16 protein-coding genes are annotated in these 16,575 nt (G+C 68.6%); 12 read left to right on the top strand and 4 right to left on the bottom strand.

The annotated features are described in order from the left end of the window. Nucleotides 1-55: 55 nt before the first annotated feature. Together CFP71_RS17830 and CFP71_RS17835 are read right to left on the bottom strand one after the other, a co-directional pair. A complete protein-coding gene (locus CFP71_RS17830) occupies nt 56-712 on the bottom strand; it encodes a response regulator (RefSeq protein ID WP_093934994.1) in 657 nt (218 codons plus the stop codon). Next, entirely contained in the window at nt 709-1,911 is a 1,203-nt protein-coding gene (locus CFP71_RS17835; RefSeq protein WP_425266622.1) for a sensor histidine kinase, read from the bottom strand. Before CFP71_RS17835 ends, CFP71_RS17830 begins: the two co-directional genes overlap by 4 nt. 195 nt (nt 1,912-2,106) lie before the next feature. Here CFP71_RS17835 and CFP71_RS17840 point away from each other — a divergent pair, with 195 nt between their 5' ends. From CFP71_RS17840 to CFP71_RS17895, 12 genes are all read left to right on the top strand, one after another. After that, complete coding sequence (locus tag CFP71_RS17840; protein WP_093935028.1) at nt 2,107-3,633, top strand: dynamin family protein; 1,527 nt, start codon at nt 2,107-2,109, stop codon at nt 3,631-3,633. Nucleotides 3,634-3,761: 128 nt separating this feature from the next. Further along, entirely contained in the window at nt 3,762-4,241 is a 480-nt protein-coding gene (locus CFP71_RS17845; RefSeq protein WP_093935029.1) for a YqeB family protein, read from the top strand. Then, nucleotides 4,238-4,894, top strand: a complete 657-nt coding sequence (locus CFP71_RS17850) for a TetR/AcrR family transcriptional regulator (protein ID WP_093934996.1) — start codon at nt 4,238-4,240, stop codon at nt 4,892-4,894. Before CFP71_RS17845 ends, CFP71_RS17850 begins: the two co-directional genes overlap by 4 nt. A 38-nt stretch (nt 4,895-4,932) precedes the next feature. After that, nucleotides 4,933-5,430: a nucleotide exchange factor GrpE gene (gene grpE / locus CFP71_RS17855; protein WP_093934997.1), complete on the top strand. Its 498-nt coding sequence runs from the start codon at nt 4,933-4,935 to the stop codon at nt 5,428-5,430. Beyond that, nucleotides 5,427-7,268: a dynamin family protein gene (locus CFP71_RS17860; protein ID WP_093934998.1), complete on the top strand. Its 1,842-nt coding sequence runs from the start codon at nt 5,427-5,429 to the stop codon at nt 7,266-7,268. The genes grpE and CFP71_RS17860 overlap by 4 nt, the downstream gene beginning before the upstream one ends. Beyond that, a complete protein-coding gene (locus CFP71_RS17865; protein ID WP_093934999.1) occupies nt 7,265-7,552 on the top strand; it encodes a hypothetical protein in 288 nt (95 codons plus the stop codon). Before CFP71_RS17860 ends, CFP71_RS17865 begins: the two co-directional genes overlap by 4 nt. Before the next feature lie 73 nt (nt 7,553-7,625). Continuing rightward, on the top strand, nt 7,626-8,348 hold the full coding sequence (locus CFP71_RS17870) for a hypothetical protein (RefSeq protein WP_093935000.1): 723 nt from the start codon (nt 7,626-7,628) through the stop codon (nt 8,346-8,348). Nucleotides 8,349-8,755: 407 nt separating this feature from the next. Next, nucleotides 8,756-10,579, top strand: a complete 1,824-nt coding sequence (locus CFP71_RS17875; RefSeq protein ID WP_093935001.1) for a phosphoenolpyruvate carboxykinase (GTP) — start codon at nt 8,756-8,758, stop codon at nt 10,577-10,579. Nucleotides 10,580-10,662: 83 nt separating this feature from the next. Next, the gene (locus CFP71_RS17880; RefSeq protein ID WP_093935002.1) at nt 10,663-11,535 is read left to right on the top strand and encodes an LLM class F420-dependent oxidoreductase; all 873 of its coding nucleotides are present in this window, start codon (nt 10,663-10,665) and stop codon (nt 11,533-11,535) included. Further along, complete coding sequence (locus tag CFP71_RS17885; protein WP_093935003.1) at nt 11,532-12,137, top strand: ABC transporter ATP-binding protein; 606 nt, start codon at nt 11,532-11,534, stop codon at nt 12,135-12,137. The genes CFP71_RS17880 and CFP71_RS17885 overlap by 4 nt, the downstream gene beginning before the upstream one ends. Next, a complete protein-coding gene (locus CFP71_RS17890) occupies nt 12,131-13,378 on the top strand; it encodes a DUF6297 family protein (protein WP_093935004.1) in 1,248 nt (415 codons plus the stop codon). Before CFP71_RS17885 ends, CFP71_RS17890 begins: the two co-directional genes overlap by 7 nt. Nucleotides 13,379-13,454: 76 nt before the next feature. Further along, on the top strand, nt 13,455-14,030 hold the full coding sequence (locus CFP71_RS17895) for an EndoU domain-containing protein (protein ID WP_093935005.1): 576 nt from the start codon (nt 13,455-13,457) through the stop codon (nt 14,028-14,030). 77 nt (nt 14,031-14,107) lie between these two features. Here the strand turns inward: CFP71_RS17895 and CFP71_RS17900 are convergent, their stop codons facing one another. Together CFP71_RS17900 and CFP71_RS17905 are read right to left on the bottom strand one after the other, a co-directional pair. Further along, a complete protein-coding gene (locus CFP71_RS17900) occupies nt 14,108-14,383 on the bottom strand; it encodes a helix-turn-helix domain-containing protein (RefSeq protein WP_093935006.1) in 276 nt (91 codons plus the stop codon). Between the two features lie 550 nt (nt 14,384-14,933). After that, nucleotides 14,934-16,550: an alpha/beta hydrolase gene (locus CFP71_RS17905; RefSeq protein ID WP_093935007.1), complete on the bottom strand. Its 1,617-nt coding sequence runs from the start codon at nt 16,548-16,550 to the stop codon at nt 14,934-14,936. Nucleotides 16,551-16,575 lie beyond the last annotated feature (25 nt).

The raw sequence follows: 16,575 nt of genomic DNA on the forward strand, positions 1-16,575 counted from the left end.
GACGGGTCTCGTGAGTGGCAAGGACGGTTAGAACCGTCCTTGCCACTCACGAGGCTCAGGTGACCCCGGGACGCGCCAGCCCGGTCTCGTAGGCGAGCACCACGGCCTGCACCCGATCACGCAGGTCCAGCTTGGACAGGATCCGCCCGACGTGCGTCTTCACCGTCGCCTCGGACAGGAACAGCGTCTCGGCGATCTCCAGGTTCGAGAGGCCCTTCGCGATCAGCACGAGCACCTCCCGTTCCCGCTCGGTGAGGACGTCGAGCTCGGCCGCGTCCCGCATCGGCTTCCCGCCGCCGCCGACGAACCGGTCGAGCAGCCGCCTGGTCACCGAAGGCGAGACAACGGCGTCGCCCGAAGCGACCGCCCGCAGCGCCGACACCAGGTGATCGGGCTGGGTGTCCTTCAGCAGGAACCCGCTCGCCCCGCCCTGCAACGCCGAATAGACGTACTCGTCCAGGTCGAACGTCGTCATCACGAGCACCCGTGCCGTCCCGGCCTCGACGATCCGCTTCGTCGCCTCGACCCCGTCCAGCACCGGCATCCGGACGTCCATCAGCACGACGTCGGGCCGCAGTTCCTCGGCGAGCTTGATGGCCTGCGCGCCGTCACCCGCCTCGCCGACGACATCGATGTCCGCCTGCGCGCCCAGGACCATCCGGAACCCGACGCGCATCAATTCCTGGTCGTCGACGACCACCACCCGTATCACGTCGCCAACCTAACCGGGAGCCTCGCGTGCACCTGCCACCCTCCACCGGGAGCGGGCCCGACCTCCAGCGTGCCGCCGAAGACGTTCGCCCGTTCCCTCATTCCGATCAATCCGTTCCCGCCTGGAACGGACAGCTTCCTCGGCGGCGCCGCCTGCGACGCCGTCTTCGTGGCGGCGGGCACCAGCTGTTTCGCGCGGCCGGCGCCGTCGTCGGTGACCCGGACGTCGATCACGTCCTTCTCCCGGCGCACCAGCACCTCCGCCTGCGCGCCCTGCCCGGCGTGTTTCAGCGTGTTCGTCAGCGACTCCTGCACGATCCGGTACACGCCGAGCGAGACACCGGCGGGCAGCCCCTCCAGCGCGTCCGACCCGATCGCCAAGGTCACCGGGACACCCGCCTGGCGGATCCGGTCCGCGAGGTCAGTCAGCGCGCTGGCGTCCGGCTGCGGCACGCGCGGCTCGTCGTCGCCGTCGCTGCGGAGCACGTCCAGCAGCCGCCGCAGCTCGGCGAGCGCGCCGCGGCCGGTCTCCGAAATCGTCTGCAAGGCCCGTTTCGCCATCTCGGGATTCCCGTCGACCGCGTAGGACGCGCCGTCGGCCTGCACGACCATCACGCTCACCGCGTGCGCGACGACGTCGTGCAGCTCACGGGCGATCCGTCCGCGTTCCTCACCGACGGCGATCCTGGTCGCCTGGTCCCGTTCCGTCTCAAGTAGATGCAACCTGGCTTCCACCTCCTCGTGATAGGCGCGCCTCGCTCCCGCGAACTCGCCGAGCGTCCAGCACAGCGCGGCGGAGAAGACGCCGATGATCACCAGCACCCACATGTCCTCCGGCGGGTCGATCCACATCTGGACCCCGGAGACGACGAAGGTCGCCAGCAGATAGAACAGCCCCTGCTTGCGTCCCACGTAGACGAGCACCGAGTAGATGCTGATCATCAACGCGAACGCGCTGGCCGCCCCCAGCTCCAGCGCCCCGTGCGGGATCCCGATCAGCAGCAGCAGGTACGCCGACCACAGCGGTGCCTTCCGCCGGAAGACCAGCGGGGCGACCATCGCGATGTCCAGCGGAAGGACCACGTACCAGGGCGGCATCGGGACTTCCGGCGTCTCGACCGCCGCCACGTAGAACAGCAGGTCGGTCAGCAACAGGACGACGGCGATGAGACTGTCCCCCGCCATGGGGTGGGCACGCATCCAGAGGCTCAACCGTCGCACCTGGTAACACTATGTCGGCCCGGGACGTCCCCGCGTCGGTCGCCGGTACCACCTTCGGTGCGACCCGAGGATGAGCGGCATGGCACGATTCGGGTCGGCTTGCTCGACGACTGGGAGGGTGTGGGCGCCGTGACCTCAGCGACGGAGCAGGGCCGTCTCGCCGGCCCGCTGTCGATGTCGGTGGCGAACCTCTGCCACCGCCTCCAGCCCCAGGTGTCCGCGCGCACCGCGGCCGGCTTCGCCGAAGTGCTGCGCAGGCTGGGCGGCCCGCTTCAGGTCGCCGTCGCCGGCCGGATCAAATCGGGTAAGTCCACGCTGGTCAACGCGCTGATCGGGCGCCGGGTCGCACCGACCGACGTCGGCGAGTGCACCCGGCTGGTGACCCGGTTCCAGTACGGCACGGTCGACCGCGTCGAGATCGTCTTCAACGACGGCCGCAAGCAGGTGCTGCCCTTCGCCGCCGACGGGATGATCCCGGCCGAGCTGGGCATCGACATCGACAAGGTCTCGCATATCGAGGCGTACCTCACGAACGCGGTCCTCCAGGGCATGACCGTCATCGACACCCCGGGTCTCGGGTCGCTCGACGCCGCTTCGGTGTCGCGGACCGAGCAGCTGCTGGGCGCGGCGAAGCACCGCAAGCCCGATGACGGCGACGAGGACGACGAAGAGGGCTCGGACGAGCTGGACGACACTTCGCGCAACGCCGTCGCGGGCGCCGAGGCCGTGCTCTACGTGGTCACGCAGGGTGTGCGCGCCGACGACCAGCAGGCGCTGGCCGCGTTCACCGCCGCCACCGCGAGCCGCGAGGCGGGCCCGGTCAACGCGATCGCCGTCCTCAACAAGGCGGACACCATCGCGCCCGAGTCGGTCGAAGGCTCGGGCGGCGACGTGTGGAAGGCCGCGACGCTGTTGTCGGAGAAGCAGGCCGCGACGCTGAAGCCCCGCATCGCGGACGTGCTGCCGGTGATCGGGCTGATCGCGGAATCGGCCGAGTCCGGCGGATTCACCTCAGGCGACGCCGAGGCGCTGCGGCAGCTGGCCGAGATGGACGACGACATCCTCGAAACCATGCTGATCTCGGCGGACATCTTCACCAGCTGGGAATGCGACGTCGCGTCGGGCACACGGCTGCGGCTGCTGGAGAAGCTGGACCTGTTCGGCGTCCGGTACGCCGTCGAAGCGATCCGCAAGGAACCGGAGATCACCGCGGGGTCGCTGCGGCGGAAACTGCTCGACGCCTCCGGGCTCGAAGCCGTCCGGCAGCGGCTGAGCATCGTCTTCGCCGCCCGCGCCGACGGCATCAAGGCGGCCGCCGCGCTCGCTTCGGTGACCGCGCTTGCCCACGCGTCGGGCGACCCGGCCGAACGGCAGCGCGTCCACGACGCGATCGAGGTCCTGCTCGCCAAGCCCGAGGCACACCAGCTCCGGCTGCTCGAAGCGCTCACGCTGGTTGCGTCCGGCGCCGTCGACATGCCCGAGGACCTGTCCGAGGAGGTCCTGCGGGTCGGCAGCAACGCCGACATCGGCGCCCAGCTCGGCAAGCCGGGCGCTCCCCGGGCCGACCTCGCCGCCCATGCGCTGGAACGCGCAGGCTGGTGGCGCTCCTTCGCGTCCTTCGGTGCGACGCCCGCCCAGAGCCGCGTCGCGCACGTCGTGCACCGGGCGTACTTCCTCATCTGGCAGCAGATCCGCGACTGACCCCCTCCCGCGTTTCGTCCTCTGGATGCGGTAGTTCGCGTTGCCAACTACCGCATCCAGAGGACGAAACGCGCCCTAATCAGGCCCCTGGATTGATAAACCGAGCGCTCGGTCTAATAATGGGCACCATGGAAACGATCGTCGACGAGCCCCAGTGGCTGCGCACGGCCTCCTGGCTCGGCTGCCCGCTGCTGGGCGCCGCCCTCGGCTGGTTCCTCCAGTCGATCTCGGGCTGGGTGGCCTCGCTGAGCTGGGTCCCGTTCAAGGGCCCGTTCCAGCTCGTCTCGGACATGCCCAGCCCCTGGGGCCTGGTCACCGGACTCGGCGTGGGCGTGGCCCTCGGCCTGGCGTTCGCCGCGGTCTGGGCGCACGAGCGGCTGATCGTCAAGGTGACGCCGACCCGCGTCACGCTGACCACCAAGGGCCGCAGCCGCGCTTACGAAGCCGAGCTCCAGGCGGTCTTCCTCGACGGCAAGGAGCTCGTCCTCATCGCCTCGGACGGCCGCGAACTGGCGCGGCAGAAGGGGGACGTCGACCGTGAAGCCGTCGCCAAGGCCTTCACCGAGCACGGCTACCCCTGGCACGCGGAACCGCCGGCGGTGAAATGAGGACGGTCGACCCGGCCAAGCACGAGGCGAAACGCCGCGCCATCCTCGACGCCGCCGCGTGGTGCTTCTCGGAGAAGGGCTTCGAGAAGACCACGACGGCGGAGATCTGCCGTACCGCGGGGATCAGCACCGGCAGTCTGTTCCACTACTTCCCGAACAAGCGCGCGGTGTTCGTCGGCATCTTCGAGCAGGACGGCGACGAGACGGCGGCCCTGATCGCGGCCGCTCACGAGCTCGAAGATCCATGGGAGGCGATCCTCCACGTCCTCTTCACCGTCTCCGAACAGCTCTTGAACCCGATGGCGGCGAGGCTCGTCCTGGAAGTCGCCGCCCAGTGCGCCCGCGACGCCGAGCTGGCCGAACTCGTCCAGGGCAACGACCGAGCCCTGCGTGACGCCCTGATCGGCCTCGTACGGCGGGCGGTGGACGCGGGCCGGATCGATCCCGGCCTCGACCCGAAGACGGCGGCCAGCTGGCTGGTCGCGCTGATCGACGCGCCGCTCTCCCGCGTGATTCTGGAGCCGGACCTCGACCCGGCCGCGGAACTGGCGGTGTTGAAGGTGCTTCTCATCAGATTCCTCCGCCCCGTTCTGCCGATTTCGCCCCCGGCGGGCGGCCGGGTGTCCGACACTGGTGAAATCTCCCCGGGCTGATCGGTCGGCCCGGGACACCAGTAACGGGGGTCGATTCGGTGGGTGCCTGGCTGCGCAAGAAGGCGGTCGAAGAGGAGAATCCTGACGACGTGCCGACCGGCCAGATCTCCGCGGTGAACATCGCGGCGATCATCGCCGAGGTCGACGGGGAGACTTCGCCGCCCGAGGGAACCGAGGCCGCCGAAGCCGCGTCGAACACCGATGTGGAGTCCACGACCACGGGTCCGGCCGACCTCGAACAGGCTCTCGCCGACAGGCAGGCGCTGATCCAGCTCTGCCTGTACGCCCTCGATCGCGCCCGCAGCGGCGGTGTCGTCGAGCGGCTCGAACACGGTCTCGCCGGGATCGGCGTCCGTGCCCTGCGTCCGGACGGTGAGCGGTTCGATCCCGCCGTGCACGAGGCGGGCGGCGCGGTCGCCACCGAGGACCCGGCGCTCGAAGGGCTCGTCGCGGAGACGGAGGTCGTCGGTTTCGCCGATCACGACCGTGTCCTGCGCGCGCCGATCGTCATCGTCTACGCGAAGAAGGCCCAGTGACCGCTCCGAGCGCGGCGGCCAACCTGCCGGCCCTCGTCAAGAGCACGCGCGAACAGCTCCTCACCGTCGTCCGCGAAGCCGATCCTCAGGCCGCGAAATGGGTCGAGGACATCCGGAAGGCGCGGCCGAAGAAGCCGTCGGTCGTGGTGGTCGGCGAGACCAACCGCGGCAAGAGCTCGCTCGTGAACGCGCTCCTGTCCATGCCGGGACTGTCCCCTGTGGACGCCGACGTCGCCACGGCGACGTACCTCGTCTTCGAGCACGCGGAGCAGTGGTCCGCGCAGGCCTGTTACCCCGGCCAGCTGGCGCCGGTGCCGATCAACCTCAACGACCTGATCCACTGGGTCTCGGCCGCGCACGAACTGCCGGAAGGGCAGATCCCGCCGCGCTATGTCGAGGTCTCCGGTCCGGTCCCGTTGCTCGAACGTGTGTCCATTGTGGACACGCCGGGCGTCGGCGGGCTCGACTCGATGCACGGCGAGCTGGCGAAGGAGGCGGCCGCCGGCGCCACCGCGCTGCTGTTCGTCGTGGACGCCTCGTCGCCGTTCACCGCGCAGGAGCTGCAATTCCTGCACGACATGGGCGAGCGCGTCGAGACCGTGCTGTTCGCCCTCACCAAGACCGACCAGTTCCGCGGCTGGCGCGAGGTCCTCGAAGCCGACCGGCGGCTGCTCGCCGAGCACGCGCCCCGGTTCGCCGACGCGGTGTTCCACCCGGTGTCCGCGCGCATGTTCGAGACGGCGGCCAAGGCCCCGAACGAGCAGATGGCGATGATGCTGCGCGAGAAGGCCGGGATCGCCGCGCTCCAGGGCGCGTTGCAGGAGATGCTGGTCGGCCGCTCGGCGATGCTGGGCGAGGCCAACACCCTGCGAGCGCTGTCGAGCGCGCTCGCCGAGCTCAAGGCGAAGGCGCAGGCGGAGAGCCGTGCGTTGTCCGCCGGCGAGGCCGAAGCGGAACAGCTGCGCCAGCGTCGCGACGACCTGAGCACCGAACGCCGGTCTTCGACCCGGGGCTGGCAGCTGAAACTGCGCGCCGAGATCCAGCGGACCCGCGTCGAGGTCGGGCACGAGACCAGCAGGCAGATGCGCGACGCGTCGACGCATTTCCGGCAGCGGATCGACGGCTCGAAGCGCGACGATCTCGCCGCGCTGCCCCAGCAGGTCGACATCGCGTTGCAGACGACGTCGCAGCGGATCTCGATGCTGCTCTCCCAGCGGCTCAACCAGGTCACCAACGTCGCGCTCGCCGAGCTGTTCTCGGCCGAGGAGCTCGACATCATCCGCGGCCAGTTCGCCAGGGCGGGCGGCCCGCCGGTCGTCCTGCGCCCGCCGGACAAGAAACCGCCGACGGCCGAGGACAAACTGCTCATCTTCATGGGGGTTTCCGGCGGTCTCGGCGCCGGGAAGGTCGCCGCGCTGCCGCTGGCGGGCGTCGCGATCCTGAACCCGGTGATCCTGCCCGCGACGATCATCATCGGCCTCGGCGCCGGCTGGTGGATGGCGCGGACCCGCAAGCACGCGTCGGACAAGCAGCACATGAAGCAGTGGCTGGTCGAAGCGATCGCCGACGCGCGGTCCACGTTGGACCAGCTCGTCGCGGAGCAGCTGATCGAAGCCGAACAGCAGCTGTCGATGGCGCTCGACGAAGCCCTGGGCCGCCGCATCGACGCGATCGAGGCGGAGCTGAAGGAAGTCGACAAGACGATCAAGATGGGCGCGCAGGAACGGGCGAAGAAGATCTCGATCGTCGCGAAGCGCTTGAAGGACGTCTCCGACGGCCGAGACCGCGCCGAAGCCCTCCTCGGTCGCATTCGGTCACTGCGCGACAATCAAGCGTGACCTTTCCCCAGCGACCACAGCAGCCTTTCGGACAGCAGCAGCCTCCGTACGGACAGCAGCCGCCCTTCGGGCAGCAGTTCCCGCCGCCGGGACCAGCGGGAAGCCCGTTCCCTCCGCTGCCGCCTCAGAAGGGGTTTCCCGCGAAGCTGCAACGGCTGAGCGAGGCCGTTCGTGATCCGAGGCGCCGCAAGAAGCTGATCCTCGGAGTCCTGCTCGGCATCGTCGGGATTTTCGTCCTCGTCGTCGGACTGGTCTTCCTGATCGGTGTCGTCCTCACGAAGTAGCCACCGGAACCGAACGGGCCTACGGTGAGTCATAAGCTTCGACACACCAGCAGGTCAACGAGGGGGTTATCCCATGTGGGTCGACGAGAGCGGCGGCACGGACACCGAGGCGGGCTCCACGGAGGCGGTCACGGTCCACGTTGACGGCGAGGAGTACCAGGCCGAGCTCAACTACGACCTCGACAAGGACGGCGTCAACGACGCGGCCGTCATCCAGCACGACGACGGCACCGGCCAGGCGTTCGTCGACACCGACGGCGACGGCGAGGCCGATCAGTACGCGGTGCTCGACGAGAACGGCAAGGTCGTCCAGGAGGCCGTCTACGACGAGGCCTCCGGTGCCTGGGTCGAGGCCGGTGGCGGCGGCCACGACGACGGTTCGGACGCGGGCACCAGCGGCACCATGCACGCCGACATGCCCAGTGGCGACGTCGAGGTCGGCCCCGCGACGATCGACACCGACGGTGACGGCAATCCCGACACCGCCGTCGTCCAGACCCAGGACGGTCGCACGATCGCCTTCACCGACAAGGACGGTGACGGCAACGCCGACATCGCGGTGGAGACCGACGCCTCCGGCAACTCCAAGACCTACGAGCACACCGGACCCGGCCAGTGGACCGAGACCGGCAGCGGTGTGGTCAATGAGGACATCGGCTCGGCCTTCGCGAACACCCCGGCGGCTGCCGAGGGCGACCCCGCGGGCGACGCGGCCTGGGGCGGCGCGGGCACCGAAACACTCGAAGGAGTGGCGAAGATCGATTCCGCCACCGGCCAGTGGATCAGTCCCAACTAAATCCTGAAATGGACTAAACCAATAGAAGAATGGTTTAGTCCATTTCGATGGGCCAATTCGTGTAATCCTGGTCACAGAACAGCCCGGTACGAGACCTCGTGCCGGGCTTTCTCATGTCCGATTCGCGCTGCGGATGCCCCGAGGTTGTGCCTTCGATCACCGGAAGAATTTCTGCTTATGGCCCATTCCGGTGATACTGAATCGATTCCCTTATCGTTCTTGTGAGAGAACCGACAGGTCAGCTCTCGGTTACCTGCCGGTCATCCGGCTACTCTCGGGGAATCCCAAAACCTGCACACCGGTCTTCCCGCCGGTGTGCGAAGCCATTCGGTCGCCGGCATCGAAGCCCGCATCGGAACAGCGTCGTTCCCGATGTGGGCTTCTGCCGTCGGAAGTCAGGAGTAGAGATGACCGCAGTCGCCATCCCTGGACTGGAAAAAGCGCCGACGACGCACAGTGGCGTCCTGTCCTGGGTCCGGGAGGTCGCCGAACTGACCACTCCGGACCGCGTGGTGTGGGTCGACGGGTCCGACGAAGAGGCCGCGCGCATCAACGCCGAACTGGTCTCCGCCGGCACGTTCGTGCAGCTCGACGCCAAGCCCAACTCGTACTGGGCCGCCTCCGACCCCAACGACGTCGCCCGCGTCGAAGAGCGCACCTTCATCTGTTCGGATGACGAAGAAGACGCCGGTCCCACCAACAACTGGATGGACCCGGCCGAGATGAAGGCCACGATGACCGAGCTGTACCGCGGGTGCATGCGCGGTCGCACGATGTACGTCATCCCCTTCTGCATGGGCCCCCTCGGTGCGGAAGACCCCAAGCTCGGCATCGAGATCACCGACTTCGCCTACGTCGTCGCCTCCATGCGCGTGATGACCCGCGCCGGCCAGGCCGCGCTGGACAAGTTCGTCACCGAGGACGGCACCGAGCGCTCGTTCGTCCCCGCCCTGCACTCCGTCGGCGCGCCGCTGGAGCCGGGTCAGAAGGACGTCTCCTGGCCGTGCAACACCACCAAGTACATCTCGCACTTCCCCGAGACCCGCGAGATCTGGAGCTACGGCTCCGGCTACGGCGGCAACTCGCTGCTGGGCAAGAAGTGCTACTCGCTGCGCATCGGCTCGGTCATCGCCCGTGACGAGGGCTGGCTGGCCGAGCACATGCTGATCCTCAAGCTGATCTCGCCGGAGGACAAGGTCCACTACGTCGCGGCGGCGTTCCCGAGCGCCTGCGGCAAGACCAACCTCGCGATGCTCCAGCCGACCATCCCCGGCTGGCGTGCCGAGACCCTCGGCGACGACATCGCGTGGATGCGGTTCGGCGAGGACGGCCGCCTGTACGCGGTGAACCCCGAGTTCGGCTTCTTCGGCGTCGCGCCGGGCACCGACTGGCACACGAACCCCAACGCGATGCGCACCATCGAAAAGGGCAACACGGTCTACACGAACGTCGCGCTCACCGACGACGGCGACGTCTGGTGGGAGGGCATGGGCGAGAAGCCCGCGCACGCCACCTCCTGGAAGAAGCAGGACTGGACGCCGGAGTCGGAAGAGAAGGCCGCGCACCCGAACTCGCGCTACTGCACGCCGATGTCGCAGTGCCCGATCCTCGCGCCGGAGTGGGACGACCCGCAGGGCGTGCCGATCTCGGCGATCCTGTTCGGCGGCCGCCGCAAGACCACCGTTCCGCTGGTGAACGAGGCCCGCGACTGGCAGCACGGCGTGTTCATGGGCGCCACCATGTCGTCGGAGACCACCGCGGCCGCCGCCGGCGCGGTCGGCAACGTGCGCCGCGACCCGATGGCCATGCTGCCGTTCCTCGGCTACCACGCCGGTGACTACTTCAAGCACTGGCTGGACCTCGGCAAGAACGCCGACGCGAACAAGCTGCCGAAGATCTTCTACGTCAACTGGTTCCGCCGTGGCGACGACGGCCGCTTCCTGTGGCCGGGATTCGGCGAGAACTCGCGCATCCTGAAGTGGGTCATCGACCGCGTCGAGGGCAAGGGCAACGCGAACGAGACCCCGGTCGGTTTCGTCCCGTCCGCCGAGGACCTCGACACCGACGGCCTCGCGGAGCCGCTGGCCGACATCCAGGCCGCCCTGGACGTCTCGGCCGACGAGTGGCGCAAGGAACTGCCGCTGATCGAAGAGTGGTTCGAGAAGATCGGCGACAAGGTCCCGTCTTCGCTGCGTGACGAGCTGGACGCGCTGAAGCAGCGCCTCGGCTAGTACGAACGCCGGAGCAAAGCCTCATCCCCAGGGTCGTTCCTGGGGATGAGGCTTTACTCTTTCGCGCTGGGTACCGTGGGCGCATGGTCAAATTCGGCGTCAACATGGTCGTCCCGGACACCAGGGCCGCCTGGGTCGGCAAATGCCGCAAGGCCGAGGATCTCGGCTTCGACGTCATCGGCGCGGCCGACCACCTCGGCATGGCACCGCCGTTCCCGGCGCTCGTGCTCGCCGCCGAGGTGACGAGCCGCCCGCGCCTCAACACCTTCGTCATCAACACCGCGTTCTACAACCCGGTGCTGCTGGCCCGCGACGTCACCGGCACGGACCAGTTCACCGAGGGCAGGCTGGAGCTCGGCCTGGGGGCCGGCTACGTGAAGGCCGAATTCGAGGCGGCGGGGATGGAGTTCCCCCGCGCCGGAAAGCGCGTCGACCACCTCGAAAACACCATCAAAGAGCTCAACCGGCTCTATGCCGACGAAAAACACAAACCGCCCACGGTGCAGAAACCGGGCCCGCCGCTGATGATCGCCGGCCGCGGCGACAGGTTGCTCACGCTCGCCGCCGAACACGCCGACATCATCGGGTTCACCGGCACGGCGGCCGTTCCCGACGGCGGCGCGCTCGTACCCGATGACGCGGCCGGTATCGAAGAGCGGGTGGATTTCGTCCGCGGGAAACTGAACGGCCGCGAAGCCGAATTCAATATCCTCCCGCACTTCATCGCCGTGGTCGAAGACCGGCAAGAGGGGCTGGAGAGCCTGCGGGAGCTGCTCGACGGCAAGCTCACGGTCGAACAGCTCGCCGAGCTGCCGACCGCCCTGGTCGGCACGCACGAGCAGATCGCGGAACAGATCCTGGCGCATCGCGAGCGATTCGGCTTCGGCTATTTCACCGTGCTGGAGCACAACATGGACGCGTTCGCGCCGGTGATCGAGTTGTTGCGCGGCCGATGATCGACGTACGCGGGCTCGGTGTCCAAGCCGGGGAGCACTGGTTGTTCGACGGCCTCGATTTCGAGGTCGAGGCGGGCGAATGCGCGGTCATCGTCGGCCCGAACGGGGTCGGGAAATCGACACTGCTGCGGTGCCTTTACGGGACGCAGGCCGCGCAGCGGGGCCGGGTCGTCGTCGCGGGCGGAAAGCCCGATGAACGCGATGTCTCCTTTCGCCGCAAGGTTTCCGTGTTGTTCGACGATTCCGATTTCTTCGCCGAATTGACCCCGCTCCAGCATCTCGAATTGCTGGAGGGTTCGTTCGGAGCCGATCTCGGCGACCACGAGGCTTTGCTGGCCGACGCGGGATTGTCGGAACGCGCGAAGGTCACCGCGGGCAAGTTCTCGGCCGGGCAGCGCCGCCGGCTGCTCCTCCTCGGCGCGACGGCGCGGCCGCACGACGTGCTGCTGCTCGACGAGCCCGAACGGGCGCTCGACGTCGCCGGGAAGGAATGGCTGACGTCGCTGATCGCGCGGTCGACCAAAGCCGGGGCGGCCGTCGTCGTGGCCACGCATCATCCCCCGCTGCTCGAAGCGGCCGACTCGACCCTCGAGTTGTGGTGAGCACCAAGGCCCCCACGCGTGTTCCGGGACGACAGCGATTCGGCGGGCTGCTCAACGGGGACTACCAGACTTTCCTGGCGCTGTTCGGTTTCGGCGCGTTGTTCACCGCGTTCGAGAACCTCCCGAAGCTGCGTTCATTCCTTTTCGGACTGTCCTCTGTGGACTTCCCGGCGGTGTTCGGTCTGCTGGTCGTGCTGTGCGCGATGTTCTGGCGCAGCCTGTTGCGCCGCGGTTTCGTCTGGGCCGAACCGGCGGCACTGACGTGGATGGACTTCGCGAGCGTCGACAGGCGCCGCGTCGTCGTGAAGCGGATGTGGACCCTTTGGCTCGGGCTGGTCCTGGTGGTCGGCTACACGGGGGCGCTGGTCACCGCGATCGGTGGCGGGTCGAAGGACGTATGGATCGCGATGTCGGCGCTGACCGCGTCCGGGGCGATCCTGGCGGCCGTCACCGCGCGGCGGACGGCGATCCGCGGGGAGACCGCGGGGCCGGTCGTGCTGGCGCTGGCCGGGCTGGCGGTGGCCGCCGCGGGGCTGGGCCCGATCGCGATCGAGGTGCTGGCCGGGGTGCTGTTCGTCGTGGCGGTGGCGGTGGCCTTCGGCGGCGAGCCGATGTCCGGGGTCGGGCGCCAGGAACTCGTCGACGGCTGGAACGCGCGGCTGCTGCGGGCGATGGCCGCGGTGTTCATGGATCCGATGCTGCTGATCCCGGAGTCGAAGCCGGTGCCGTGGCTTTCGCTGCGACCTCCGACGACGCTGCGGCTGGCGTTGGCCGGGGTGTTCGGGCGCCTGCGTTACGCGTCGGCGAGTGTGGTGATCGCGTGCCTGGTGGGTGTCGGGCACCTGGCCTTCCCCGCCGTTCCGCCGGGGCCGCTGTTCGCGGTCGGCGCGTACGCGGCGCTCGTGCCCTTCGTCGGCGGGCTCGGTGAACTGTGGCGCAATCCCGGCCGTAGGCGGTGGCTCGGCGCGTCGGACTGGGAGTTGCGGCTGGTCAACGGGCTGGTGGTGGCCGTGCTCGGCCTCGGCTGGGGAGTGCTGCTCGGCTTGGTGACGCTGACGCTCGGGGTGACCCCGGCGTGGCCGGTGTGGCTGGGTGTCCCGCTCGCCGTGGTCGCCGCCTTGCGGACGGCGACGCGGCCGCCGATGAACTACGACGTCAGCGGCGGCGGCGCGGCTCTCCAGGCGATGCGGGGCGTCGACGTGCTGGTGGTCGGCTCGGTGCTGCTCAGCGTGATCGGCTGAGGTCACCCGTTCCCGCGTTCGGATCATTCGGATAGGCCGAACGCGGGTTACCCTCGATGCGACGAAAGGAGCACGAGTGGGCGGCGGGCACGCACCGGGAAACGGGCGGCGGGCGACCAGCGAGTTCCCCGTGGGCTGGACCGACGAGCAGATCATCGCGGTGATCAAGGACGTCGCGAACGATCCGAGTGAACCGCGCCGCAGACAGTACAACGGCCGCTGGCGCTGTGCCGGCGAACGGTACGGCGTGCATCTCATCGTGCTGGTCGAGGACAACGGCAACGTCAAGACGGGCTACCCGGTCGCAGGCCCCGGCGTGGTCCGCAATCCCGACACCGCGGCGGATCCGGCGAACCCGACCGTCGCCGACCTCGCCGCCGGCCGCATCAGCTTCTTCGGCGACAGCCTGCTCGACCAGCTCGGCAACCGCGTCGCGCCGGACGTCCTGGCCTTCTATCGCACCCTGCACTGGTCGGGCGAATGGGAAGAACTGGCGGACGTCCTCGTCGCGCACGCGATGGCCGAGAACCTGCGGCTCTCCGTGGACGAATACGCGACCCTGGAAAGCCTGCTGAACAGCTTCGACCTGCCGATCGACGGCTTCCTCTACCTGAACGACCGGGCCCACGCCCTGGCCACCCTGCACCCCTGACCCGCGTGATCCGCCCCCAATCACGCGAGTTCCGTGCTCAATCACGCGAGTGCGGGTTCTGATCACACGAGATCGGCCTAACTCGCTTCGGCGACGTCCTCGGCACTGCCTTCGGCGACCGCCCTCAGCGTGTCCAGCGGCAGCCCGACGGCGTCCGCGAGCGCCATCACCGTGAAGAAGGCGGGCGTCGGGATCCGCCCGGTCTCGATCTTCCGGAGCGTCTCCACCGAGATCCCGGCCTCCGCCGCGACCTCGACCATGCTCCGCGACGCCGACGCGCGCGCGTCCCGGAGCGCCAGCCCCAGCCGCTCGCCGCGTTCGCGTTCCTCGTCCGTCAACGGCACTCGCACCATGGGTCCAATACTAATACCGGTCCCGTTGGTCGTGAGTGGCGATTCGGGTTCTGGTCGACTCGTCTTTGCCTGCCCACTTGTGTGACCGGCGACTGTGGAGGATTTGGGACGTTCAACGTCCCGGTTCTTCCACGCTCGGTCTGGTTGGTGTGGGAGTCGGGGCGGTGAACGTCCTGGGTTCTGTCGTCGGTGGGGCCCTGTTTCGTCGTGGTGGTGGATGGTGGTGTGGTCGACGGGGGAGGATTCCGGCCGTTGAGCGTCCGGGATCTTCCCCTGTCACCTCGTCGGCCACCCCACGGTGAAGGAATTGGGACGTTCAACGTCCCCATTCCCGCATCGTCGCGCCCTGGCAGCCGCTGAACCACCACTCTCGCCCAGTCAGGCGTGGGTAGGTAAATACCGGTCCACCAGAATCCGAATCGCCACTCACGACCCACCTGTCACAGAGTTACCCCCAGCCTGTGGACAACTCTGTGCACAGGTCTGTGGACCGTTCAAAAGCAGGGCCCCGCCGAGCCGAAACTCGACGGGGCCACAATCCCTAGGGGCTTCAGCCGCCCGCGGGCACCGGAAGTGGGAGTCCGGGGAGGCTCTGGTCGTTCGGCACCTTGCCGTCGACGAGGTAGTCCTCCACGACCTTGTCCACACCCGTGTTGCCGCCGGCGTAGATGCCGTGGTCACCCTCACCGGTCACGGTGATCATCCGCGAGTTGGCGAACGCGCGGTGCGCACGGGTCGCGCCCTCGATCGGGGTCGCCGGGTCGTGCACCGACTGGACGATCAGCACCGGCGGGACGCCGCGGCCGTCGAGCTTCGGCAGGTCGACCGGCTTGTTCTTCCAGAAGATGCACGGCTGGATCAGCCAGCCGGCGCCGAGCAGCGGCAGATCGCGGTCGATCAGCTTCTGCGACTGGCGGATGACGCTCTGCCGGTTGCCGGTCCACGGGCCCTCGTTGCAGGGGATGGACCAGAAGCTGGCGTTGTAGGCGTCGCCGTCGCTCGGGACGAACAGCGGCTGCGGGCCGATGACGCCGTCGGCGTCCACGGTCTCCGCCTTGACCTTCTGCGCGGCCGTGGCCTTCTGCTGCTGCGAGCCGGAGCCCTCGGTCAGCGTCTTCAGGTTGACCAGGTAGTCGGCCAGCGCCGTGAAGTTGCGCTTCGAGTACAGGTACGAGGCGATGGTCGAGTCGAGCGCGTTGGCCGACACCGGGACGCCGTCCACCTCGACCGGGTTCTGGGTCAGCGCGAAGCGGACCTTCTCGTAGCTCTGACGCGCGGCTTCACCGTTCTTGCCGAAGCCGTAGACCTTGTCGTACTTGCCCATCCACGGCAGGAAGTCCTGACGCCAGCGGCGCTCGAAGCCGAGCGGCTGCCCGTCGAACGAGTTCTGCCAGGTCGTCGTGAACTCGGTCGACGAGTCGAGCAGGAAGCGGCCGGTCCGGGTGGGGAACTGCTGCGCGTAGTGCGCGCCCAGCCAGGTACCCGCCGAGTAGCCGACCCAGTTGATCTTGTCGCGGCCCAGGAGGACACGCAGCAGGTCGATGTCGCGGATGGTCTGGGCGGTGTTGATGAGCGGGCCCAGCTCGCCGGACTTCACCTGGCACGAGTCCGCCGCGTACTTGGTGGCGTCCAGGATCAGGTTGAGGTTCGCCCGGCTGCGGTCGCGCGGGTCCAGGTCGGAACCGGTGCCGATCGCGTTGCCGCAGGTGATGTTGGTGCTCTTGCCGGTGCCGCGCGGGTCGAGACCGATGATCTCCTGGTTCGCGCGCAGCTTCGTCTGGTTACGCAGACGGGCCGGGAAGTTACGGCCCGGAGCGCCGGGGCCACCCGGGTTCGTGATGACGCTGGCCGTCGCGTTGCCGCTGGTGGCGGCGAGGCGGCTGACGGCGATCGTCAGGTCGATGCCTTCGTTGGACTTGTACCAGTTGCGCGGCGAGCGGTAGGTCGCGCATTCGATGTTCTCGGCGCCGGGAGGCGGCGCGGACGGCAGCTCGTTCGCCGTGCACTTGTGCCAGTCGAGCTTCTGGTTCGCGTACTGCGCAGGAATGTTGGTGGAGTTCAGAGGCTGCTGTTTGGCAGCCTCCGGTCCTGCGAACGCAGGAGTGAACCCGGCCAGCATGGTGCCGGCGACAGCCGGGATCACCACCGCATAGCGGAGTTTCTTCATCCGATGCCCCTTTGATCTTGCGTGC

Origin of the sequence: Amycolatopsis thailandensis (assembly GCF_002234405.1) — a bacterium.
GTDB lineage: Bacteria > Actinomycetota > Actinomycetes > Mycobacteriales > Pseudonocardiaceae > Amycolatopsis > Amycolatopsis thailandensis.

Coding starts and splice junctions, on each gene's coding strand:
- CFP71_RS17870 (WP_093935000.1), top strand. CDS start 7,626: ATGTGGGTCGACGAGAGCGGCGGCACGGACACCGAGGCGGGCTCCACG.
- CFP71_RS17850 (WP_093934996.1), top strand. CDS start 4,238: ATGAGGACGGTCGACCCGGCCAAGCACGAGGCGAAACGCCGCGCCATC.
- CFP71_RS17835 (WP_425266622.1), bottom strand. CDS start 1,911: ATGCGTGCCCACCCCATGGCGGGGGACAGTCTCATCGCCGTCGTCCTG.
- CFP71_RS17900 (WP_093935006.1), bottom strand. CDS start 14,383: ATGGTGCGAGTGCCGTTGACGGACGAGGAACGCGAACGCGGCGAGCGG.
- CFP71_RS17840 (WP_093935028.1), top strand. CDS start 2,107: ATGTCGGTGGCGAACCTCTGCCACCGCCTCCAGCCCCAGGTGTCCGCG.
- CFP71_RS17845 (WP_093935029.1), top strand. CDS start 3,762: ATGGAAACGATCGTCGACGAGCCCCAGTGGCTGCGCACGGCCTCCTGG.
- CFP71_RS17885 (WP_093935003.1), top strand. CDS start 11,532: ATGATCGACGTACGCGGGCTCGGTGTCCAAGCCGGGGAGCACTGGTTG.
- CFP71_RS17880 (WP_093935002.1), top strand. CDS start 10,663: ATGGTCAAATTCGGCGTCAACATGGTCGTCCCGGACACCAGGGCCGCC.
- CFP71_RS17905 (WP_093935007.1), bottom strand. CDS start 16,550: ATGAAGAAACTCCGCTATGCGGTGGTGATCCCGGCTGTCGCCGGCACC.
- CFP71_RS17875 (WP_093935001.1), top strand. CDS start 8,756: ATGACCGCAGTCGCCATCCCTGGACTGGAAAAAGCGCCGACGACGCAC.